Consider the following 21,695-nt stretch of genomic DNA (forward strand, 5'->3'; position numbering starts at 1 on the left):
TCACTGCACTCCTTGAATTACGGCGGGGACGGAACTTGTGCCGCTTTCGGTGGTGACGGCCGTTTGGCCGCCGTCAGACTTGGGAAGCTTGGGCGCCCCGGCGGCGGTCGCATGCAACTGCGATGGCGGATCGGGTGCGAGTGAGCCAGCCGAGTCAGCGAGGATGATCAACACCACACGCCGGTTCGCATTCCGTCCCGCCTCAGTGCTGTTATCGGCACGTGCACGGAATTCTCCATAGCCCACCATCGCCAATCGTTGCGGGGCGATGCCGTCGTCGGCAAACAGGTGCACCACGCTGGCCGCACGCGCCGCGGACAGTTCCCAGTTGGAGGGGAACTGCGCGGTGGCGATGGGCTGGTTGTCGGTATAGCCCTCCACGCGCACGCCGTTGGGGGCATCGCGCAGCACCGAGGCCAGGGTGGACAGCGTGCCGCGTGCGCCACCGGCCAGGGTGGCCGAGCCGGTGCCGAACAGGATGTCGCTGTTGATCTCCACCTCGATCCACAGGTCGTTGCGGCGGATGGTGATCAGTTGTTTCTCGATCAGCGGCGACAGCGTCTTGCTCAGCTGCTGCGCCACCGCGTCCATCTGGCGCTGTGCGCGTGCCAGCTGCGCCTGGTTGCGCAGCGACACCGGCATGCGCATCTGCGCGGCCATCGACGGCAGCAGGGTGGCGTCGGTCGGCCCGGTGGTGGCGGCCATCGGCGCACCGGCCTTGATCACCGACGGGCGGTCGTAGTCGGCGCCCAGGGTCTGGGTCTTGCCGATCTGGACTGGGCTGGCGGTGTTCGACGAGCCGCCGAAGGCGCTGGTCAGCGCCTGCGCCATCACCTTGTACTTGCCTTCGTTGAGGGAGGAGATGGCATACATCACCACGAAGAACGCCAGCAGCAGCGTCATCAGGTCGGCGTACGGAATCGCCCACGCTTCGTGGTTGCCATGTTCTTCGTGATGTCTGCGACGACGGGCCATGGCACGCTCTAATGCAAGTAGCCTGCCAATTTCGATTCGATGTTGCGCGGGTTCTCGCCCTGGGCGATCGCAATCAACCCTTCGATCGCCATCTCGCGCTCGTTGGTGCTGCAGTGGATCACGCTCTTGAGCTTGGCCGCCACCGGCAAAAACAACAGGTTGGCCGAGGCGATGCCGTAAATGGTGGCGGTGAAGGCCGCCGCGATGCCGTGGCCGAGCATGGCCGGGTCGGCCAGGTTCTTCATCACCGCCATCAGGCCAAGGACCGCGCCGATGATGCCCAGCGTGGGCGCGTAGATGCCCATGCCCTCGAACACCTTGGCCGCGGCGAGATCCTGACGCTCCTGGTTGTCCACTTCGATTTCCAGCATGTGGCGCATGGCCTCCGGCTCCACGCCATCGACCAGCATCTGCAGGCCCTTGCGCAGAAACGGGTCGTCCAGGCGCGACAGCTGGTCTTCCAGGCCCAGCAGGCCCTGGCGGCGCGCGGTGTTGCTCCATTCCACGATGCGGGCGACCAGCTGCGGCCGGTCGCTGGCCGGCGGCCGGATCACCCAGCGCAGGATCTTGAAGGCGCGCCGGAAAACCGCCGGCGAGGTATGCAGCAGGATCGCCGCCACCGTGCCGACGATGACGATCACGAAGGCAGCCGGCGACCACAGCGACGAAATGCCGGCGCCCTTCAATACGCTGCCGCCGACGATCGCCACGATCGCCAGCACCAGTCCGATGATGCTCAATCTGTCCATGCAGGCGGTATCGGCCCAGGCGCGGCGGACTTGATAGGCAAGGGCGCTTGGCAGTGCCGGAAATCTGGCGGGGTCGCAGTTCGTGGGCGCACCATCAGGCAGTGCTGGCGGGCACGGCCTGCTTCAGAGCAGCTAGCAAAACGACTGCGCGGCCGCCAGGCGGGCGCGGTCGGTGCTCGGAATCGCATGTACCACTCGTACACTGCGGTTCCTCCGCGCCGTCCGCACCCACCTGACGACCGCTCGCTACGTTTTGTTGGCCGCTCTCGGTCTCGGGCAACGCTCTTCCCGGCCGCGGAGACTGCACGTTCCGGCAGTGCGCCTATCGCCCCCAGTGCCGGGAGGCGATTCGGCGCCCATGCCAACTCCGTCTTGTGGCGGTCCATGCGCGTAGAGCAGCGAACAAGACCATTGCGCTCACCGCCAGGCGGGCGCGGCCGGTGCCCGGTGCGGCATGTACCGCTCGTACACTCCGGTTCCTTCGTGCCGTCCGCACCCATCTGACGACCGCTCGCTACGCTGTGTGGGCCGTTCTTGATCTTGGCGCGCCGCCGCGCGCTTTGTCTGGTCGCATTGGGAAAAACCATCCAATTGCTGCCTGCAGCTGCGCAGGAGCGGCACGGAACAGGGCGGCCTACAGGCTGCAGTCGCACCGATCCAATCGACTGTCGCCAGACCAACGCCTCTTTCGTGCGCATCGGCAACTGGTCCCTATTAGCAGCCACCCACATTCGTAAGCGGAGCCCAGATCCTTTTCGTCTCCTCGTAGACGTAGCCTATGCAGATATTTCCGCCGGCTGGCGCGAAGGCAAAGTGCTCCAGAGCCGCGCCTGGGTAAGCGGATACCCATAAGTCGATCCGCGCATTGTCGCCACCGTAATAATAATTCCATTGGACATAACCTTGATTTCTGCCGTGTTTTTCTTGCCAGTGTTTAAGCGTCCTGCCGTCAGTGCTTTTCAGGTCTGCATAGGCCTGCCACGGGCCCGCGGGACTTGGCAATACGCGTATCGTGTAGTTGCCAATGTCCCCTTGTCCCGCAGACGCGTCTGCAACAAAAGCGCCCAGCAGGGCTAGGGAAAGCGTCAGCAACAGGGAGGGACTACGTTTTTTCGGCTGAGCCATGCGGGATCTCCTTGCGTGATGTGGATGGATTTTTTCTGTGGGGTTGAATCCGACGTCGTGCCATTGACGCCAGGATTTTGATGAAGCGCGCAGCATGCTAGCCGTACGCAACGAGCTGCGAAGGAGCGGGATACGCAGTGGTGTGACGATTTCAGAATCGTCCGGGTGAGCCACGGCTTCATGGATGACCATCCCGCATGCCTGATGCCGGCCCTGAAGACGTTGAGATGACCGATGACCATTAAGAGCAGCCAACAAAACTACTGCGCGTCCGTCAGGCGGGCGCGGCCAGTGCTCGGAATCGGCATGTACCACTCGTACACTGCGGTTCCTCCGCGCCGTCCGCACCCACCTGACGACCGCTCGCTACGTTTTGGTAGCCGCTCTGACGTGTGTTGGCGCTTCGCCAAGCCGCTTGCGTCCGGTTGCAGGCGAGGCTCTCGCTTGCAGCGATCACGCTGCTGCAGCCGGCGACGCGACGGACCGTGCCGTGCCGTGCCGCGTCCGAGCGTGGCCGGCCGGCCGCCCAGCGTGGATGCCTTACGACGCAGCTGGTCTGTTGCGCGGCAGAATGCGTTGCCGCATGGGCTGTGGTACTTAGTTCCTCACCGCATTAGAACGATCTAATTGCATCTGCGCGGAAGCGGACGCAAGAGGAGGGGGCCGGGTTGCCGCAACGGCGCCGGATATTTTTGTGTCACTTCGCGCGGCGTTGTTGTCCGATCGTCGGATCGACGCATTCCGCCGAAGCCGATCATTTTTGGGAGAGCACGATCGAAATGAACTGCACGCCATTCGCACGCCACCGCAGCACGTTGTCCGCCGGTATCGCCATCGCCTTGCTCGCGAGCGCTGCCTCTACCGCCGCTGCCCAGCAGGCCGACGGCACGCCGGCGCCCACGGGCCAGGCCGCGGTGCGGGCCACGGACCTGGACGCGGTGACGGTGACCGGCTACCGCTACGCGATCGAAAAAAGCCTGGAGCAGAAGCGCAACGCCAACGCCGTGGTCGATGTGATCACCGCCGAGGACGTGGGCAAGTTCCCCGACAAGAACGTGGCCGACGCGCTGCAGCGCGTGCCCGGCGTGGTGATCAGCCGCGACGGTGGCGAGGGCAAGAACGTCAGCGTGCGCGGCCTGTCCTCGGAGCTGGTGCTGACCGAATTGAACGGCAACTACATCGCCACCGCCGAGTCCAACGGCGACCCGACGCGCTCGTTCAACTACACGCTGCTGCCGTCCAACCTGCTGGGCAGCGCGGAGCTGTACAAGACCCCGGAAGCGCGCATCGACGAAGGCGGCATCGGCGGCACGGTGATCCTGCAGACGCGGCGCCCGCTGGAACTGGAGCCAAACTCCGGCTTCGTTTCCGCCGAGGGCACCTGGTCCGATACCAGCAAGAAGACCGACGGCCAGTTCTCCGGTTCGTACTCGTGGCACGACAAGGACAACCGCTTCGGTGTCTTCGTTGGCTACACGCAGCAAAAGCGCACCGCGCGCACGCTCGATGCCAGCACCGAGAGCTGGCAGTGGTACGGGCGCGATGAAGTCGGCCCGGCGGTCGACGTGAACGGAAATCCGTCGGACTTCAACGCCAACTGGTGGGGTGGGACCGGTTTCTGGACCCAGGACGGCGACTACTCCACCGGTTTCATGATGCCGACGGCGGTCAGCCTGGACGCCAAACGCGAGGAGCGCGAGCGCAAGGGCGGGCAGCTGACCTTGCAGTTCAAACCGACCGACGACCTGACGCTGACCGCGAACTACTTCCGCTTCGACCTGTCGCAGAATTCGCAGACCAATACCATTAAGATTCCCGAGTGGAACATCGCCCGTTACAACGGCGACGGCAACTGGCGCGGCGGCCGTCTGCTCGACCGGCTGCAGTTCGATCCCAGCGGCACGATTGTCACTGGCGCCGCCTACAGCCTGCGTCCGGGCAAGACCTACTACTGCAGCGAGGCGCAGGCCGCCGCGGCCGGCCTGCCGCCTGGCGGCTGGGGCTCGGACGACTGCACGGTGCCCACGCCGCAGATCACCGGCAGCTACAACATCGAGAAATCGCAGTCGCAGACGGTGGACCTGGGCGGCGAATGGCGTGGCGAGCAGGTGGACGTGGCGTTCAAGGCCGGCCGCACCTGGGCCAAGGGCGGGCCGGAGCTGCAGTTTTCCCTGCCGATCAAGCCGCGCCTGCAGAACGCCGACGGCAGCTGGACCAACGGCAACTTCGCCAGCGCCTGGGACCTGACCGGCACACCGAGCATGACGTTCTCGCCGGAGCTGATGCAGAACCTGCGCGACGGCATCCTGCAGGTCGACCTGGGCTCGACCGGCTCGTCCTGGACCCGCAACACCAATCAGCAGCAGTACGCGCAGATCGATACCACCTGGCATATGGATGGCAATTTCCTCGACTCGCTGCAGTTCGGCATCAAGCGTCGCGACGGCGGCATCCACCGCAGTACCGGCAACAACTACTGGGTATGCCCGGGCACCGACCCGGGCGACTACGACAACCGCTACTGGAATGGGCGCTGCAATGCCATCGCCACGCAGTTCTCGCCGGGCCTGCTGTTCGCGCAGGACAACCTGGCTGGTGGATTCAACGCCAGCGCGTTCCCGTCGATCAACTTCCCGGGCTACATCGGTTACTTGAACCAAACCTACGGCGCGATGCAGACCCGCAGCGAAGACAACTTCGTCTACAACGTCGACGAAGAGATCTATTCCAGCTACCTGCAGCTCAACTTCCACACCGAGCGGCTGCGCGGCAACGTCGGCGTGCGGGTGGCGCGCACCGGCCAGCGTGCCGAGTCCACCGACAAGGTGACCGCCTACAACGACTACTTCTTCGACGGCGCCGACGGCAATCCGCTGGCCTGCCAGCAGGGCGCCGCCGCCCCCGGCGGCGCCCCGGCCGATACCTATTGCGGCACCGAAGGCTACTGGCGTTTGGCCGACAGCGTGCAACGCACCGAGTCGTTCGTGGTCAGCGGACTGGACCGCAACTACACCGACGTGCTGCCGAGTTTCAACCTGGCCTACGACCTGTTGCTACGCGCGGCAGCGTCGAAAGTGATCGCACGCCCCAGCTACAACGACATCGCAGCGCCTGGCAGCCTGGAGTTTTACAGTCCGGAGTACGTGGCCGACCGGCGCCTGACCGGCGGTGCCAGCGAGCAGGGCTGGTACGGCTCCGGCAGCAACAAGAACCTGGAGCCGTACAAGGCCAACCAGTTCGACTGGGGCTGGAATGGTATTTCCTCCCGGGTTCGGTGGCGGGTGTGGGGCTGTTCCGCAAGAACGTGGAGAACTTCGCGGTCGACGTGATCAGCGACGTCAACATGATGGTCGACGGGCAACCGGTCACCGTGCAGAACTACAGCACCCAGGCCGGCGGCCAGGATGCGGTTTCGCAGGGTGTGGAGCTGTACGCGCAACACACGCTGCCGTTCGGACTTGGTGTGCAGTTCAACTACACCTACAACGACGCCAGCAAGGCGGCGGTGCGGCTGGAAGACGGGACCGAGGCCGGCAAGACCTCCATGCCGGGCAGCGCCAAAAACCAGACCAACCTCACCGTGTTCTACGAGACCGACAGCCTGCTGCTGCGCGCCTCGTACAACCGTCGCGGCGAGCTGGTGCAGGGCCTGATCAATGGCCTAAACGTCTTTGAGGAGCCGTACTACCAGATCGATGTCAATGCGGCCTACAACATCACCCCGGCACTCAGCCTCACCGCCTCGGTGCTGAACCTGACCAAGCAGGAGTCCCGCTCGCACCTGGGCGACGACACCCGCGCCCGCTTCTATACCGGCGGCTACGCAGGCCGGCTGGCGTATCTGGGGCTGACCTATAAGTTCTAGTTCCCAACGTGTCGCGCCCATGCCTGCCGCGTGGCGGACGGTACGGGCGCGATGGTTTGGGGATTGCCGGGCTGTAGTGGAAGTGAGCCTGGAACCGTTATTTCTGTGGAAGTGAACCTGGAACTGAGGTATCCCCACATTTCTTCCTGCGAGATCAAGCACTTGGTGCGCCAGATGTGGAAGAAGGTGCGCGCATGGGGCACGCTTCAAGGTGACTAAGCCAGAGAAGAGTGCCAACCATGCGCGCCAGCGAAGTATTGCAGAAGTGCCTGTCCAACTCACTCTCCGGGATGCATGCATTACGTCAACGCAGCTTGCTGCGCGCGGTTGAAGCGCTGGTGCATGGAGGCAGGCTGACGCTGATCGACATCGCACGCGCGTGGCCTGGGGCGACGCGCGTACGTGCGCCCCTCAAGGCATGCGACCGCCTGCTGTGCAATCGCACCTTGTATGCCGAGCGATCGGTGATCGAGCGGGACATGGCGCATTGGCTGTTGCGCGGGGCGCAGCCGGTGATCGTGATCGATTGGAGCGACCTGAAGCCGGACAAATCGTGGTGCCTGCTGCGCGCCGCCGTGCCGGTCGGTGGGCGCACGCTCACCTTGTTGGACATGGTTGTCCCGGGAAAAGAGCAAGGCTCGCCCGGGGCAGAGAAGCGTTTTTTGCAGCAACTGCGCGCACTGATTCCAGACGATGTGTGTCCGATCCTGGTCACGGACGCCGGATTCCGCACGCCATGGTTTCGCGCGGTGTCGGCGATGGGCTGGGATTGGGTCGGGCGCCTGCGCGGACATACGCAGGTCAAGCCGCAAGACGTGCCCGATGATGCAGCGCAATGGATCGATAGCCGACGCCTGCATGCGCTGGCGTCCAACCAAGCACACGAATTAGTCGTCTCTGAAAAATCCTTTTCAGACGCCAATTGCGAGCTGTGACCGATCCATGGCGCCCAGGGATAACTGCGACATGGCACGGATCCAGGCACGCAAAAGCGCGATCCAGCGCATCAACCAGCGCAGGTTGTAGCCGGCGGCGCAGCCCAGGACATGCAGTGCATCGCCTTGGGTGCCCTTTAATCTGCAGCGGCGCAGCCGGCAGTCGTCTTTCAGATGGCCGATCACCGGCTCCACGGCTTGCCGTCGCTTGATCCAGTGCCACTGCCGGCGCGTCAGCGTCTTGGCTTTCCCACGGTGCAGCACCTGTACCCCATCGACCTCGCGCCCGCGATAGCCCAGGTCCACGATCGCTACCGTCGGGGCGACAGCCACGTCTTGCAGCAATCCGCGTGTCTGCTCCAGTTGCTCGGCCAAGGTATCGCCGTCGTACGGATTGCCGGGGAAACTGCGCGCACCCACGACCAATCCCTTGCAGGCCGTCACCGCAATGCCGACCTTCACGCCAAACTCGTACGGTTGACGCGCTTTGCCCTTGCCGATGCATTCCACCTCCGGAGCATGCAACGCATACAGCTTGTGCTTGTCCTTGGGGTGCTGCGTGTACAGGCGTTGCGCACGGTCCAGCCACACAGCGATGCGCTCGCGCACGCTGTCCTCCACTGCGTCCAGCTTGCGCTGCATATCGCGCACCACGCGCCCCAACACTGTGCGTTGGCGCCGCAGCGCAGCTCGCATGCGCTTGAACTGGCGCGCATGGGCATAGCGGCCCGCCTTGCGGCTCAAGGCAGGGCCTTGCCGTGCGTAGGTTTGCCGAAGCGCAATACCGTGGCGCTTGGCCAGCAGCACCAGCTTCTTGCGTGCCACCTCCAGCAGACGGCTGTCGGTCGGATAGGCGATTGCCTTTTCCTGCACCGTGGTATCCACGATCACCCGCGACAACTCGCGTGCATCCACCGCCCTCATCGCGTGCACCGCATTGATCGTGTGCGCCAGGACCTCTTCCATCCCAGCTTCGCCCAGGCGCTGACGCCAGCGCGTCAGCGAACTGGCATCGCATGGCAGACGCGTCTGGAACACCACCTCACCGGTGAAGAACTGCCAGTACGGATTCTCCAGCCAGCGCTCGCACACCGCTTCGTCGGACAGGTCATAGGCGTGCTTGAGGTACAGCAAACCGGTCATCAAGCGCACCGGCAAGGCCGGACGCCCACCTCCGGCGGGCGTGGCCGGCAAGTGCGAGCAAAGCGCCTGCTCCAACGCGGCCCACGGCATCCGTTGACTCAACTGCGCCAGCGGATGGCGTAGATCGATCTGGTTCTCCAGGCGCGAACGAAACAACTCCTCGGCGGGGGTGTCTTCGGCAGCAGGGCGGCGTGTACGCATGGACGGAAATTGCAAGAAATCAGCCCACAGCGTAGCGAAAACTGGTAGTTCCGGCACGCCTGCGCGGCCGGTGAAGCCTTGCTGTGACTGGGATGGTGGGGATTTTCAGGGACGACGAATTACCACCGATGCAGGCCAATCGCAGCGATCCGCTCGATTGCCGCCTGGTGCTCTACGCCAAGACACCGCAAGGACGGCAGCAACGCAATCGACGCTCACCGGCCAAGGTTTCGCGCGCATCATCGAGCCTGAAAGCAGCAGCGCGTGAGCGCGAGCCATGGCTGATCGTTGCCTCCCCGCAGTTACACGCACCCAGCGCGAAGCAATTGGTCAACCTGTATGCACGACGGATGCAGATCGAGCTGGCATTTCGTGATCTGAAGTCGCATCGCTACGGCCACGCGATGGAAGACAGCCTGACCCGGCGCGGTGAGCGGCTGCAGATCCTGTTGTTGCTCCATACGCTGGCCACCTTCGCTAGCTGGCTGGCTGGCAGGACTGGGCTGCGAAGCCACCGGCATCGCCCAGTGGCTATCGCCACGCAGCAGCACACGCAAGCTCTACTCGACACTACGCATCGGCCGCGAGGCGCTGGTCAGGCGCTGGCCGATGGAGCCTGTCTCACGCTGGCTGGAACGCTTGCGCACATTGCCTGACGCAGTGCGCGCGCAGATGACGCTGGTGCTTTAAAAACGTGGGGATACCTAAGAAACTGGAACCGTTATTTGCAAGCCTTCCAGCTTGCGTGAGACCGGTTCCATCGGCCAGCGCCTGACCAACGCCTCGCGGCCGACGCGCAGTGTTGAGTAGAGCTTGGGGTCCAGCCGACATGAACCGCCCCGCTTTTCCCGGAGACTCCTTGGTTTGAGTCACGCCGACATGGCGGACTCGTTGGGTTGCTTGTGTTTGGAATAATAGTTGGCTTCGGCCTCGGCCGGTGGGATGTTGCCGATCGGCTCAAGCAAGCGGCGATTGTTGAACCAATCGACCCAGGTGAGCGTGGCCCACTCGACCTGCTCGCGCGTGCGCCAGGACGACCTGCGGTGGATCACCTCGGCCTTGTACAGGCCGTTGATGGTCTCAGCCAGTGCGTTGTCGTACGAGTCGCCCACACTGCCCACCGAGGGCTCCAGGCCGGCCTCGGCGAGCCGCTCGGTGTAGCGGATCGAGGCGTACTGCACGCCCCGGTCGCTGTGGTGGATCAAACGATCCGGTCCGACCGGCTTCCTCGCATGCAGCGCCTGCTCGAGCGCATCGAGCACCAGGTCGGTCTGCATCGACGGCGACGCCTTCCAGCCCACGATCCGGCGTGCGAACACGTCGATGACGAAGGCCACGTAGATCCAGCCTTGCCACGTCGACACATAGGTGAAGTCCGAGACCCACAACGCGTTTGGCCGATCCGAGGTGAACTGCCTGTTGACCTGATCGAGCGGGCACGGCGCCTTCGCATCGCTCACCGTCGTGCGCACCGCCTTGCCGCGGATGACCCCGCGCAGGCCCAGACGCTTCATCAGACGCTGCACGGTGCAGCGCGCAACAGCGAACTTCTCCCGCCGCATCTGCCGCCAGAGCTTACGTACGCCATAGACCTGGAAGTTCTCGTCCCACACACGCCTGATTTCAGGCATCAACGCCTCGTCCGTCTTGGCCCTTGCCGAGCGCAATTCAGGATCGGACTTTCGGGCTGCGTGCGCGTAATACGTCGACGGGGCGATCGGCAACACCTTGCAGATCGGCTCGACCCCGTGAACGTCGCGATGGTCGTCGATGAAGCGCTTCACCTCTTGAAGGGGCGGTCGAGCTCCGCCTGGGCAAAATACGCCGACGCCTTGCGCAGGATCTCGTTGGCCTGGCGCAGTTCGCGCACCTCGCGCTCAAGCAACCTGATGCGCTCCTTCTCGGCTGTCGTCACGCCCTCGCGCTTGCCGCCATCACGCTCGTACTGCCGGATCCAGCCGCGCAACGTCTCGGCCGTACAGCCCACCTTGGCCGACACCGACACAATCGCCGACCACTGCGACGCGTACTCGCCCTGGTGCTCCAGCACCATCTTCACCGATCGCTCCCGGACCTCTGGGGAAAACTTGCTTGCTCTGCTCATGGCTCCATCTTCTCAAGTAATGGAGCATCCGGGGTTCCCGGGGCGGTTCAACATGCGTGTAAAAATGACTTGCAAAATCCAATTTTTCTCGTAAAAACATGACGTTGCCAGATAAAAGGCTTCCACCGGCTCCACTACCTGAGGGTCGGCAGGATTCATGTAAAAAGCTACTCAAAAGTGAGCTAACTTGCTGTCAGACAAGAACTTTTTCACAGATTCTTGCCGACCCTCTATCGCCGATGGTCAAATTGCTAGAACTTTTTCCACCACTTGCTTTTCTTTTTCTTCTGTTCGATGGGCCGTTCGGGAGCTTGCCTGACGCTGCTTTCTGCTGGAGCTTGCTCCGCTTGGGCAAGACGATCCCTGATGAGGCCGCGGTCTGGTTCGATATCACGCAGGTCTTTGCCGCCCGCGTAGTCGAAGGTGCCGTCGATCACCCTGTGAGCCAGCGTCTCTATTCCGGTCAGCACATGATCGCCGCAGGAATAACCGTCCGGCTGTATCGCGGTGGGCATTTCCTGAGTTTGCTCATGATCAAGGCCAAGGTGGTAGGCCGCCATGTCGGCAAGGTAGCGTTGCTGGGGCTGCGTCTGTGCCATGGAATCGTAGTAGTAGGCTGCAACGGCGTCCTCGTTACGACGGTCGACGACGAGCAATGACCAGTGCGCGTTGGGCTGATTGATCGGCAGGAACACGATAGGTGGGGCTTCGTCTCCGACAAGAAGGCGCCGTGCGCGGGACTGCTGGTCTGGATCTGTGGAACTCAGCATGGCCACTACCTGTGAGTCGGCAAAGTGGAGTAAATGGGCATTGGGCTGTCCTCTCAATCGACGAGCGAGGTCGTCGGTGTAGGCGCGCAGATGTCCATCTTGCAGCCACGAAGTGGCCGTCACTGGAGGAAGCTCGGGGTCTGGGACGTCCTGGGGCGACGGCAGATTGTCCACATCGATCCTCTCGGGACTCATGGCCGAGTGCCCCACGGGAGTCTGCGTGCTGTAGTCCCAAAGCTCCTCTTCTTCCTGGGGGGTGTTGAGGTCGAATTCGCGATAACCATAGTTCTGCCTATAGTCCAAGGACTCGAGATCATCGAAGGTGGAACTCGATGCTTCGGGCTGGGCTGGCCATGCAGGATAGGAAGAACCCGCCGAAGTATCGGGATGCCACTCACCTGATGCGTTCTGCGGCCAACCGCCATAGGGGGTGGGCGGTAACTGCCAACCACCAGAGGGGGTGGGCGGCAATAGGGACGAATAGGAAGAATCCGCCGGAGTATCGGGATGCCACTCACCTGATGCGTTCTGCGGCCAACCACCAGAGGGGGTGGGCGGCAATAGGGACGAATAGGAAGAATCCGCCGGAGTATCGGGATGCCACTCACCTGATGCGTTCTGCGGCCAACCGCCATAGGGGGTGGGCGGCAACTGCCAACCACCAGAGGGGGTGGGCGGCAATAGGGACGAATAGGAAGAATCCGCCGGAGCATCGGGATGCCACGTTTCTTCTGGCCGATGGAAGGCCTGAGTGGGACTGTATGGAGGCAGGTCCGGTTGTTGATAACGAAGTCTGAAATTGGCGCGAATTGCCGCCTGGATGCCTTCGGATGCTCCTGAAATCACGGCTTCACCCAGAGGAGTCAGTTCGCCGGTTTCCTGGTCGACCATTTCTTCCAGCCTTGCTTGTGATAAATATCCGCTTCTTGCGTCTTCGATACTGTACGCTCTATTGCTGAATTTTCTTGAAATTTCAAGAAGCAAATCTGGGTCTTGATGGAGGGTCCGGAATACGCCTTTTAGAGGCTTGCTTTGAGCGGCCAAGGCCAGTTTGCGCCTCTCGCTTGCTAGAACAAATCTTTTCTTCTGATCTGGGGTGATGTATGGAAGGATGTTACGTAGCGTCTTGCCAAATGAGCCATCACCATGCAAGTAATTAGAGAATGCCACAGCCGGTGGCACTTTCCCTAATGCTTCATATATTGGTAGATATTCTATAATTTCGTTGGTCTTGCGTTGGGCCACGTCTGTGGCTTCAGCTTTGGCTTTGGCCTTGGTTTCGGCTTCGGCTTTGGCTTTGGCTTTGGCTTTGGCTTTGGCCGTGGTTTTGGCCGTGGTTTTGGCTTTGGTTTCGGCTTTGGCTTTGTCTTTGGCTTGGGCAATGCGATCCAAGGCCCATTGGCTCAGCACAATGTTTCGACTGCACTGCGACTCCAGTCGGCTCAGCGCAATTTCTCGATATTCAGCATCCGCAGAATGCTCAATTCGTCTTATTATTTGATGTATGACTTGGTCGCGTTGACCTTCATTCAATTCCTGAAGCATCTGCCTGCCACTTACATGTGACAGGCCACTGTCTGCCAAAAAGCGAGAAAAACCTGTAAATCTTCTTTGTAGCGCGCGCATGTCTTTGTTATCGCCATAGGCGCCGATTAGTTCTAATATTTCTGAGTAATCCGTATGGGTTTCGGAGGTCGACGCGGCGGCCCGCATCCGATGGACTGAGGCATCGGCATGCACTTGCGTGGAATTTCTTCGCGGGAGGGATTCAAACAGCGGATGCATGTTATAACCCGCGCCGTGGTTTTCGCTGTGTTCTTCAGGGGGCGGAGAATTGCGGCGATCATCCGCCGCTTCCGTCATTTCGCGATATTTTTTATAGTCAAAATTAAATAGTGCATCCATTATTTGAAGTGAAAAGTCCGGTGGGGATTGATACTATTGAACATTCCCGATGTAATTAAATCGCTAAAAGCGAATAGTTTTTCTCGGCAGCGATCTTCCCGTGTCGCGGTCTGGCGTGAATCGCTGGCTGATCACCCGCCTGCCGGCATTGCACCGGCTGCGATGGCGCTTTCGGGTTCTCCAACGGGGCGCGGTGGCAGCTGCTGCGCCAGAAGTTGTTCCAGCGTGCTCAGGCGCACCGTGGCCCGCAAGGTGTCCGCCTCGGCGCGTTTCCGGCGCTGACGCTCTTCGACCAGCTCGGTCCGCGCCACAGCCAGTTCGGCGCGCACGCCTTCCAGCGAGTGGACATCTTGGGTCCAGCGCGCCTGCAGGGCTTGGTGCTTGGCGGCCGTCAGGCGCAGCGCGTCGTGCTCGTGTTGCTGGGCATCCGCCCGCTGGCGTGCCTGCGCCAGTTCACGCTCCAGGCGGGTCTGGCGTTCCAGCCACTTGCCGTTCTCCCGGTTGAGCTGCATCAGGTCGTGGTTCTTGGCGGTCAGCGCCTCGTTGGCCTGCCGCAGGGCGACCTGCAACTCCTGCACTTGGTGCGCGTGCCGAAGCGACCGTGATTGGGTCAGGTGCACTTATCAGGCGACGGCGCTCGGCTTGCGTGGCCCGTATGGAACTGCGCAAGCGGCGCACACAGCCGCGCGAGACCCGCCAGCGTGTATTGACACGCCAGACCGTGTACTTGCAATCTAGTTCCAAGGAGCGTCGAAACTCCTCTAAGAGCGGTACCCACCTCCGTCAAACCGGTGGGTTTTTTGTGCCTGCATCCTGCAGGTACAAGCCGATGCGATGCCTGCGTCGGGAGGGCGGCTAATACAACACCCGCAAGGGAAATACGCCCGCCGGCTCTTAGCGGTTTCGAACCTCCCGACATCCCGTCGCCGTTGGCGGCGGTTCTTGGGTTGTTCCAGGAGGGCGTTGCCATGTCTATCGCATCATCCGTGCCGGCATCGGTGCCGGGTTATCCGTTGCCAGCTTCCGCCCACAGCTTGCTGAGCGAGGTAGGCGAAGTGCTGCACCGTCTGGCCGCACGCGCGGCCGTTGAGCAGGCCAGCGACGATCTTGCGCAGCAGTTGCTCAACCAGCCCGGCGTGTTGTCGCAGGCCCTGCATCGCCTTTCTGCACGCATCGACGTGGCGTTGCAGCAGTGCGTCGCTGCACCTAGCGCTACCCGCCGCCAATTGGAGGCGCCATGACACGCCACCGGCCACCCACCACATCTGCCAGCGCACGGCCCACCCGCACACGGACTCGCCCCGCGCCGCCCAAGCGGGTGCAGTGGGTCGTTGTGGAACCCGACCGCACCAAGCTGCCACCGATGCTGCCACCCGACCCGGACGCCTCCCCGCAAGGCCCCGGCACCCTGCGCGCACCCCGCCGTGCCCGCCGCCCGCGCCAATGCACCGTCAGCTACACCCATTACCCCGGCGCCCACGACCACGGCGGCGACCAGCACGTGCCCCATGTCCGCCTCAGCGGCCTATGGCTGGAACAACTGGGCTTTGCCATCGGCACCAAGCTGCGCATCACCGCCAGCGAAGGGCAGTTGTTGATGGAGGTGCTGCCGCCGGCGGAGGCGCCGCCCAGCGCGCGTAGCGTGCGGCGATGATGCTGCGGCTGCCAGACCCCTTGCGATTGACCTCGGTGCCGGATGCCACTAGCGTCGCAGCCACACCAGCGCACAACGGACGCTTCATGATCGCGCGCCCCCTCTACGCCTTGCTCGCCACCCTGGCTCTGGGCGCATGCGCCCACACGGCGGCCACCCCAGCCCCGGCAACCGTCACGGAGACATCTGCCATGAGTTCCTCAGCCGATCACGTACCTGCAGATCCTTCCAAAGGTGGACCACTTACCGCGCAGGAAGCATTGGAGCGGGTACTGGAGCTGATTCGCACAAGTGCCAGCATTGAATCGTTCACTGCCGACCATGTGTCTGGAGCAATGGGCCAGTCGGTACAGCATCGCGGTGATGGTTCCGGGCGGTTCGGTGCCAGCGGAGTGCTGACCCGAGACTGGAACTACGGGTTTGGTGTCAACAAAACCGAAATAAAGGGTGCATGGTTCGAGTTCCTGTTCCTGCCTAATCCGCCAGAAGCGTCTCCGTCTACGTCGGATATCTGCCAGATCGACTTCGAGGCATTTGCGGCGCACCTCGAAAAAATGGGTTTCTCGCGGCAGCGCAATCTTGTCGAGGACGGGCGATGGATGAGCGATATTTTTCAACGCCCAGGGATGCGTGTGGAGCTCTTCCCGCGTGGCGAGGCTGACGAACCTTTGGCGCGCACTACTCATCAGTGCATCGAGTGGGTTCAAATTCGCTAGTCCAAGGAGCGGACATGTTGAGTCAACGCGCACCCCGCCGCGCGCGCCGCCCGCGCCAATGCACCGTCAGCTACACGCATTACCCCGGCGCCCACGACCACGGCGGCGACCAGCACGTGCCCCACGTCCGCCTCAGCGGCCTATGGCTGGAACAACTGGGCTTTGCCATCGGCACCAAGCTGCGCATCACCGCCAGCGAAGGGCAGCTGCTGATGGAGGTGTTGCCGCCGGTGGAGGCGCCGGCCAAGGCGCGCGGCGTGCGGCGATGATGATGCGGCTGCCGGACGCCTTGCGATTGACCTCAGCGCCCGATGCCACTAGCGTCACAGCCACACCAGCGCACAACGGACGCTTCATGATCGCGCGCCCCCTCTACGCCTTGCTCGCCACCCTCGCTCTGGGCGCATGCGCCCACACGGCGGCCACCCCAGCCCCGGCAACCGTCACGGAGACATCTGCCACGCGTTCATCCTACCCTGACGCTGTGCCGCCTGGTAAGCCCACTGCGGAGAATTTGCTTGGACAGCTGCTTGCCTTGATCGAAGGCAGCCAGACCATCTCCGACTTCACTCCCGAGCGTCTGAATTCGGCGATGGGGCAGGCGGTTCAGTTCGTGAAAGACGATGAACGCCGATACCGCGCTTTTGGCCAGCTTACCAAAGAGTGGAGTTACGGCTTTGGTGTCGATGAAACCAAGCTCGATGGACGCTGTTTCGAATTCCGTTTTGATCGCAATGTGGCTGGCGCATCGCCCCCGATGACCGAGATCTGCGGCCTGGACTTCGACCGCTTTACCCAGCAGCTGGAAAGAATGGGATTCACGCGCGAGCGCAACATCGTCGAGGACGGTCGCTGGATGAGTGATTTCTTTAGCCGCCCAGGGATGCGTGTAGAGGTCTTCCCACGAGGCGAGGCTGCGGAACCACAAGCGTTGGTGTCGCACAAATGCGTCGAGTGGGTCTACATCCGATAAGCTGAGGTGGCGGACATGTCACTCAGCCCTAGAGTTGTCAGGCCTCATAAAGCAATGCGTGCATAGGGCATTGGGGGTACTTGATAGGCGTGCATGACGCGATGACATTGAAAAAATGTCAAAATTCCCCCTGCAGCACCAACACTTCTTGGAGAAAGGCAGTGCCCCTTGCAAACGATCCAATGCGCTTTGCACTCACGGCATTGATTACCTGCCTGATCGCTGGCTGCAGCCTGCAACCGCCGCCTGCAAACGTGCCTATCGCAAAGGAGCAGATAGAGATGAGAACGGTCGTCCCGTTGGTACGGAGTTTGACCCCACATGATCGTGGGCCTACAGAGCTGGAATTCGATGTGCCCGCACTGCCCGACGACGCGACTCCTCCCGTTTTCATCGGTGTGCGGATCACCGGTGTCGATCCAACTGCCGTCTCCCAAAGTGCTGACAGGCTGATTAGCGCTGGTGTTTCGGCCGAGCTCCACTTGGAGCGTATTGAACCATCCGGTCCGATCTCCGTGGAATTGCAGCGTAGTCAGCGTGTGGGAGTAGGTCAGCAGGCGTCCATTCCCTTGTCAGCTGATGGTATGGCTCCTGGTCTGTTCGCTTTTGATGCGGACGGTACGACGCTGCAAGACGCCGGTTTGTCTCCTGAACAGACCGCGTCCAGGGAGTTGGCGTTCGGCTATAGCAATGCTGTCCAGCCAGGCCGTTATCGGCTCAAACTGCGCTTTGATCGGAACGCCGAGGCGCTGGTTGCGGCTAATGCGCAACTTCTTGTCGCTTACACCTACAAAGGAAAGTGAGGGGAATGAGCATGGATGATCATGAAAAGCGCTATGCAGTCACTGTCTACGTCGCTGCCGCAGGTACGCCGTTGATGGCCGGAGGCACATCCTTCGGTGGTCATATGTACTACTCGATTGACGACGGAACGACTGTCAAAAGTTATGGGTTCTCACCCATCAAGCATGGCGAGGCTAGCGGGCCAGGAAAAGTTTCGTTCAATGACGTTGATACCTACCAAAAACCATATTACTCACGCACGATGGAGATCGATAAGGCGCAGTATGAAAAGCTGGAGGCTTTCGGCGTAGCCCCTGCAAAGCATGGGTTCAATATGGAATATCACGGTGCTAAAAATAGTTGTATCGACTTCACGTGGGATGCGCTCAACCACGCTGGACTGCACCGGAAGACAAAAGACGGAATCGATAAAGGCTTTGAGGGGGATATCAGACCCGTAGAAAACGTAGACGATATCAAGAGCATTCCTGCTCCTGTGCCTAAAAGTGAGTTGAATAAGGAGCACAACAATCCGAAGCCCAAGCAGGAACTTTGGCAGAAGGTGATTGGTGAGGCGCAGCCGCCCGGTGAGCAGGTTTCTCCACTACAGGAAGCAACACAGCTCGCGAGAGTGCTGCCAACAGATCCGCTGCATCACCAAGCAGAAGAAGCCGTTCGCCGCCTTGAGCAAGGTCTCGGCCGCGAATACGACGACAACAGCGCACGGCTGGCAGCAAGCAGCGCGTATTTAGCTAAAGAGAACGGGCTGTCGCGAATCGATCATGTTGTGCTGAGCGAGAACACCAAGTCCGTGCGACAGGGTGAGAACGTTTTCGTTGTGGAAGGCGCGTTGAACGATCCCGCTCACAAGATGGCGCATATGAAGACGAGCGATGCGATTGCGCAGCCCGTCGAGCAATCCATGGCGCAATTACAGGCCTTGGGCGAAACTCAGCGCCCACAGCAATCCCAGCAACAGGAGCAACAGCGAGAGCAGTCGATTGCGCCTCAACACCCGATGGTGTGAGGTCTAGTGAAATAACGGTTCCAGCTTCAATTCCACGGCAGCCTGGCCGTCGCCAGGCCATAGAAATAACGGTTCCAGTTTCTTAGGTATCCCCACGTTTTTAAAGCACCAGCGTCATCTGCGCGCGCACTGCGTCAGGCAATGTGCGCAAGCGTTCCAGCCAGCGTGAGACCGGTTCCATCGGCCAGCGCCTGACCAACGCCTCGCGGCCGACGCGCAGTGTCGAGTAGAGCTTGCGTGTGCTGTTGCGTGGCGATAGCCATTGGGCGATGCCCGTGGCTTCGCAGCCCAGTCCTGCCAGCCAGCTGGCGAAGGTGGCCAGCGTGTTGAGCAACAACAGGATCTGCAGCCGCTCGCCTCGACGGGTCAGGCTGTCTTCCATCGCGTGGCCGTAGCGATGCGACTTCAGATCACGAAATGCCAGTTCGATCTGCATCCGTCGTGCATACAGTTTGATCAATTGCTTCGCGCTGGGTGCGTGTAACTGCGGGGAGGCAACGATCAGCCATGGCTCGCGCTCACGCGCTGCTGCTTTCAAACTCGATGAGGCGCGCGAAACCTTGGCCGGTGAGCGTCGATTGCGTTGCTGCCGTCCCTGCGGTGTCTTGGCGTAGAGCACCAGGCGGCAATCGAGTGGATCGCTGCGATTGGCCTGCATCGGTGGCAATTCGTGTGCACGGTTGGACGCCAGTGCATGCAGGCGTCGGCTATCGATCCATTGCGTTGCATCATCGGGCACGTCTTGCGGTTTGACCTGGGTGCGACCGCGCAGACGCCCGACCCAATCCCAGCCCATCGCTGACACCGCGCGGAACCATGGCGTGCGGAATCCGGCGTCCGTGACCAGGATCGGACACACATCGTCTGGAATCAGTGCGCGCAGTTGCTGCAAAAAACGCTTCTCTGCCCCGGGCGAGCCTTGCTCTTTTCCCGAGACAACCATGTCCAGCAAGGTGAGCGTGCGCCCACCGACCGGCACGGCGGCGCGCAGCAGGCACCACGATTTGTCCGGCTTCAGGTCGCTCCAATCGATCACGATCACCGGCTGCGCCCCGCGCAACAGCCAATGCGCCATGTCCCGCTCGATCACCGATCGCTCGGCATACAAGGTGCGATTGCACAGCAGGCGGTCGCATGCCTTGAGGGGCGCACGTACGCGCGTCGCCCCAGGCCACGCGCGTGCGATGTCGATCAGCGTCAGCCGGCCTCCGTGCACCAGCGCTTCAACCGCGCGCAGCAAGGCGCGCTGGCGTAATGCATGCATCCCGGAGAGTGAGTTGGACAGGCACTTCTGCAATACTTCGCTGGCGCGCATGGTTGGCACTCTTCTCTGGCTTAGTCACCTTGAAGCGTGCCCCATGCGCGCACCTTCTTCCACATCTGGCGCACCAAGTGCTTGATCTCGCGGGAAGATATGTGGGGATGCCTCAGAACCTGGAACCGTTATTTCCAGCGCCATTTCGTCGGCGATTTCGGGTGATTCGTCGGCGGCTTCTGTGGCTTGGTCCCAAACGGGTAGCCACGCCCCCGCGCGGATGGCAACTTGCAGCGGCGATCACGTCGACCTGGAGCCCCACATGACCCCCGTTGCCCTGTATTCGCCCGATCCGGCCCGCGGCTGGCTGCCCTGGGCCTGGCTGACGCCGATCCTGATGATCCTGTTCAACGCGGTACCGGTGATCGCGCTGGACGGGTGGATGCAGTCGCAGCATTGGTCGACGCCGCGCGGCGATCCGATCGGCCTCCCTGGCTTGTATGCGCTGCTTTGGATCGGCTTCGCGCCGACGCTGGCGGCCGTGCTCGCCTGGGTACGCTTCGTCGAAGGGCGCTCGCTGGGGAGTATCGGGCTGACCGATCCGGCGCCGCTGAAAACCTTCCTGCGCGGACTGGCCGTTGGATTCGGCACGATCGCGCTGGTCGTAGTTGCGATCTGGATGGCTGGCGGCATGCAGGCGGCGGGCTTGGGGCAGGCCTGGCGGTCGCCCGTCAGTCTGCTGCACATCGGTCTGCTGCTATTGAGTTTCATGTTCCAGGCGAGCGTGGAGGAAGTCATCTTCCGCGGCTGGATGCTGTCGGTGGTGGCGCGCAAGACCAATGTCGCGGTGGCAGTGCTGCTGGTGTCGCTCGTTTTCTGCGTCCTGCATTTCAGCCCGCACCAGCCGCCCCGGGTCATGCTCGGCATGTTCCTGTTCTCGCTGTTCGCCTGCGCCTGGGCGCTGCGGACTGGCAATATCTGGGGCATAATGGGCTGGCACGCGGGGTGGAACTGGTTGCTCGCCACCGGCTTCGAACTGCCCGTCACCGGCATGGATGCGCACTTGCCGGCGCTGCTGGTAGCGCTGCGCCCGCAAGGCCTCGACGCTTTGACCGGTGGCGCGGAAGGGCCGGAAGGCAGTTACCTGTGCAGCGTCTTTTTCGTCGCCGCGATCGCGTGGATCCAGTGGCGAAAGACGCGCGGAGCTCAGAACTTCTCGCCGACCAGCAGGTAACGCCACTGCCCGGGCGGCATCGCCCCGTCCGGGCCCTTGCCGATCGGATGCTGATTCGCGCCGTACCGGCGACGACCACGCAATGGAGCGTCTGCTAGCGCTCGGTGGGCCGATCGACGCTCCGCTACGGGGCTTCTCGGTAGGGTAGGGGAACTGCTATCCAACATTAGAATTAGGGATGTTTATCGGGGGTAGGGCAGCTCCCGACCCTAAGCGGTCACTCAAAAGAACGGGCTCAGATTGGACACCCGCGCCCGCTTCTACACCGGCGGGTACGCGGG

15 protein-coding genes, 3 other RNA genes, 4 pseudogenes and 1 other annotated feature are annotated in these 21,695 nt (G+C 62.1%); of the genes and pseudogenes, 14 read left to right on the forward strand and 8 right to left on the reverse strand.

What is annotated here, in order from left to right:
• Together motD and HG421_RS07820 are read right to left on the reverse strand one after the other, a co-directional pair.
• A complete protein-coding gene (motD, locus tag HG421_RS07815) occupies positions 1–975 on the reverse strand; it encodes a flagellar motor protein MotD (RefSeq protein WP_169705933.1) in 975 nt (324 codons plus the stop codon).
• Between the two features lie 8 nt (positions 976–983).
• A complete protein-coding gene (locus HG421_RS07820; protein ID WP_169705934.1) occupies positions 984–1,724 on the reverse strand; it encodes a flagellar motor protein in 741 nt (246 codons plus the stop codon).
• A gap of 186 nt (positions 1,725–1,910) precedes the next feature.
• On the opposite strand from HG421_RS07820, the gene HG421_RS07825 reads away from it, so the two are divergent.
• Both HG421_RS07825 and HG421_RS07830 read left to right on the forward strand, forming a co-directional pair.
• A non-coding RNA gene (locus HG421_RS07825) (sX9 sRNA) lies at positions 1,911–1,986 on the forward strand.
• Between the two features lie 192 nt (positions 1,987–2,178).
• Positions 2,179–2,254: non-coding RNA, sX9 sRNA (locus tag HG421_RS07830), on the forward strand.
• Between the two features lie 184 nt (positions 2,255–2,438).
• On the opposite strand, the gene HG421_RS07835 is transcribed toward HG421_RS07830, so the two are convergent.
• Positions 2,439–3,041, reverse strand: a complete 603-nt coding sequence (locus HG421_RS07835) for a hypothetical protein (protein WP_169705935.1) — start codon at positions 3,039–3,041, stop codon at positions 2,439–2,441.
• A gap of 114 nt (positions 3,042–3,155) precedes the next feature.
• On the opposite strand from HG421_RS07835, the gene HG421_RS07840 reads away from it, so the two are divergent.
• The 3 genes and pseudogenes from HG421_RS07840 to HG421_RS07850 form a co-directional block, all read left to right on the forward strand.
• A non-coding RNA gene (locus tag HG421_RS07840) (sX9 sRNA) lies at positions 3,156–3,231 on the forward strand.
• Between the two features lie 397 nt (positions 3,232–3,628).
• Positions 3,629–6,714, forward strand: a pseudogene (locus tag HG421_RS07845) (TonB-dependent receptor).
• Positions 6,715–6,953: 239 nt separating this feature from the next.
• Positions 6,954–7,646 (forward strand): annotated as a pseudogene (locus HG421_RS07850) (IS4 family transposase); the annotation flags it as partial.
• Here the strand turns inward: HG421_RS07850 and HG421_RS07855 are convergent.
• Positions 7,626–8,993 carry an IS5 family transposase gene (locus tag HG421_RS07855; RefSeq protein WP_169705936.1) on the reverse strand — a complete coding sequence of 456 codons (1,368 nt, stop codon included), beginning with the start codon at positions 8,991–8,993 and terminating at the stop codon, positions 7,626–7,628. The pseudogene HG421_RS07850 and the gene HG421_RS07855 overlap by 21 nt on opposite strands.
• Positions 8,994–9,109: 116 nt before the next feature.
• Between HG421_RS07855 and HG421_RS07860 the strand changes: the two are divergent.
• A pseudogene (locus HG421_RS07860) lies at positions 9,110–9,683 on the forward strand (transposase); the annotation flags it as partial.
• A 179-nt stretch (positions 9,684–9,862) separates the two neighbouring features.
• On the opposite strand, the gene HG421_RS07865 reads toward HG421_RS07860, so the two are convergent.
• From HG421_RS07865 to HG421_RS07880, 3 genes and pseudogenes are all read right to left on the reverse strand, one after another.
• Positions 9,863–11,097 (reverse strand): IS3 family transposase gene (locus HG421_RS07865; protein WP_169705937.1). Its coding sequence is split into 2 segments (ribosomal slippage): positions 9,863–10,812 and positions 10,812–11,097, totalling 1,236 coding nucleotides; the frame shifts between segments, so codons are not numbered across the junction.
• Positions 10,703–10,819, reverse strand: a sequence feature (AL1L pseudoknot). It overlaps the preceding gene by 117 nt.
• A gap of 251 nt (positions 11,098–11,348) precedes the next feature.
• Entirely contained in the window at positions 11,349–13,652 is a 2,304-nt protein-coding gene (gene xopD, locus HG421_RS21070) for a Ulp1 family type III secretion system effector isopeptidase XopD (RefSeq protein WP_211161834.1), read from the reverse strand.
• A gap of 251 nt (positions 13,653–13,903) precedes the next feature.
• Positions 13,904–14,365: pseudogene (locus HG421_RS07880) on the reverse strand (DNA-binding protein); the annotation flags it as partial.
• Between the two features lie 375 nt (positions 14,366–14,740).
• On the opposite strand from HG421_RS07880, the gene HG421_RS07885 reads away from it, so the two are divergent.
• From HG421_RS07885 to HG421_RS07915, 7 genes are all read left to right on the forward strand, one after another.
• Positions 14,741–15,013 (forward strand): hypothetical protein, encoded by a 273-nt coding sequence (locus HG421_RS07885; RefSeq protein ID WP_169705938.1) that lies wholly within the window; start codon positions 14,741–14,743, stop codon positions 15,011–15,013.
• Positions 15,010–15,426, forward strand: a complete 417-nt coding sequence (locus tag HG421_RS07890) for a SymE family type I addiction module toxin (RefSeq protein ID WP_169705939.1) — start codon at positions 15,010–15,012, stop codon at positions 15,424–15,426. The genes HG421_RS07885 and HG421_RS07890 overlap by 4 nt, the downstream gene beginning before the upstream one ends.
• 86 nt (positions 15,427–15,512) lie before the next feature.
• Positions 15,513–16,142 carry a hypothetical protein gene (locus tag HG421_RS21220; RefSeq protein ID WP_248279481.1) on the forward strand — a complete coding sequence of 210 codons (630 nt, stop codon included), beginning with the start codon at positions 15,513–15,515 and terminating at the stop codon, positions 16,140–16,142.
• Positions 16,115–16,411: a SymE family type I addiction module toxin gene (locus tag HG421_RS07900; RefSeq protein ID WP_429001910.1), complete on the forward strand. Its 297-nt coding sequence runs from the start codon at positions 16,115–16,117 to the stop codon at positions 16,409–16,411. Before HG421_RS21220 ends, HG421_RS07900 begins: the two co-directional genes overlap by 28 nt.
• Positions 16,412–16,497: 86 nt before the next feature.
• Positions 16,498–17,115 (forward strand): hypothetical protein, encoded by a 618-nt coding sequence (locus HG421_RS07905; protein ID WP_169705940.1) that lies wholly within the window; start codon positions 16,498–16,500, stop codon positions 17,113–17,115.
• Positions 17,116–17,216: 101 nt separating this feature from the next.
• Positions 17,217–17,918 (forward strand): hypothetical protein, encoded by a 702-nt coding sequence (locus HG421_RS07910; RefSeq protein WP_248279482.1) that lies wholly within the window; start codon positions 17,217–17,219, stop codon positions 17,916–17,918.
• Positions 17,919–18,022: 104 nt separating this feature from the next.
• Positions 18,023–18,925, forward strand: a complete 903-nt coding sequence (locus HG421_RS07915; protein WP_169708128.1) for an XVIPCD domain-containing protein — start codon at positions 18,023–18,025, stop codon at positions 18,923–18,925.
• Positions 18,926–19,025: 100 nt separating this feature from the next.
• On the opposite strand, the gene HG421_RS07920 is transcribed toward HG421_RS07915, so the two are convergent.
• Positions 19,026–20,240 (reverse strand): IS4 family transposase, encoded by a 1,215-nt coding sequence (locus HG421_RS07920; RefSeq protein WP_169705941.1) that lies wholly within the window; start codon positions 20,238–20,240, stop codon positions 19,026–19,028.
• Between the two features lie 262 nt (positions 20,241–20,502).
• Here HG421_RS07920 and HG421_RS07925 point away from each other — a divergent pair, with 262 nt between their 5' ends.
• Complete coding sequence (locus tag HG421_RS07925) at positions 20,503–21,414, forward strand: CPBP family intramembrane glutamic endopeptidase (protein WP_169705942.1); 912 nt, start codon at positions 20,503–20,505, stop codon at positions 21,412–21,414.
• Positions 21,415–21,695: the final 281 nt, after the last annotated feature.

This window comes from Xanthomonas campestris pv. badrii (assembly GCF_012848175.1).
GTDB lineage: Bacteria > Pseudomonadota > Gammaproteobacteria > Xanthomonadales > Xanthomonadaceae > Xanthomonas > Xanthomonas campestris_C.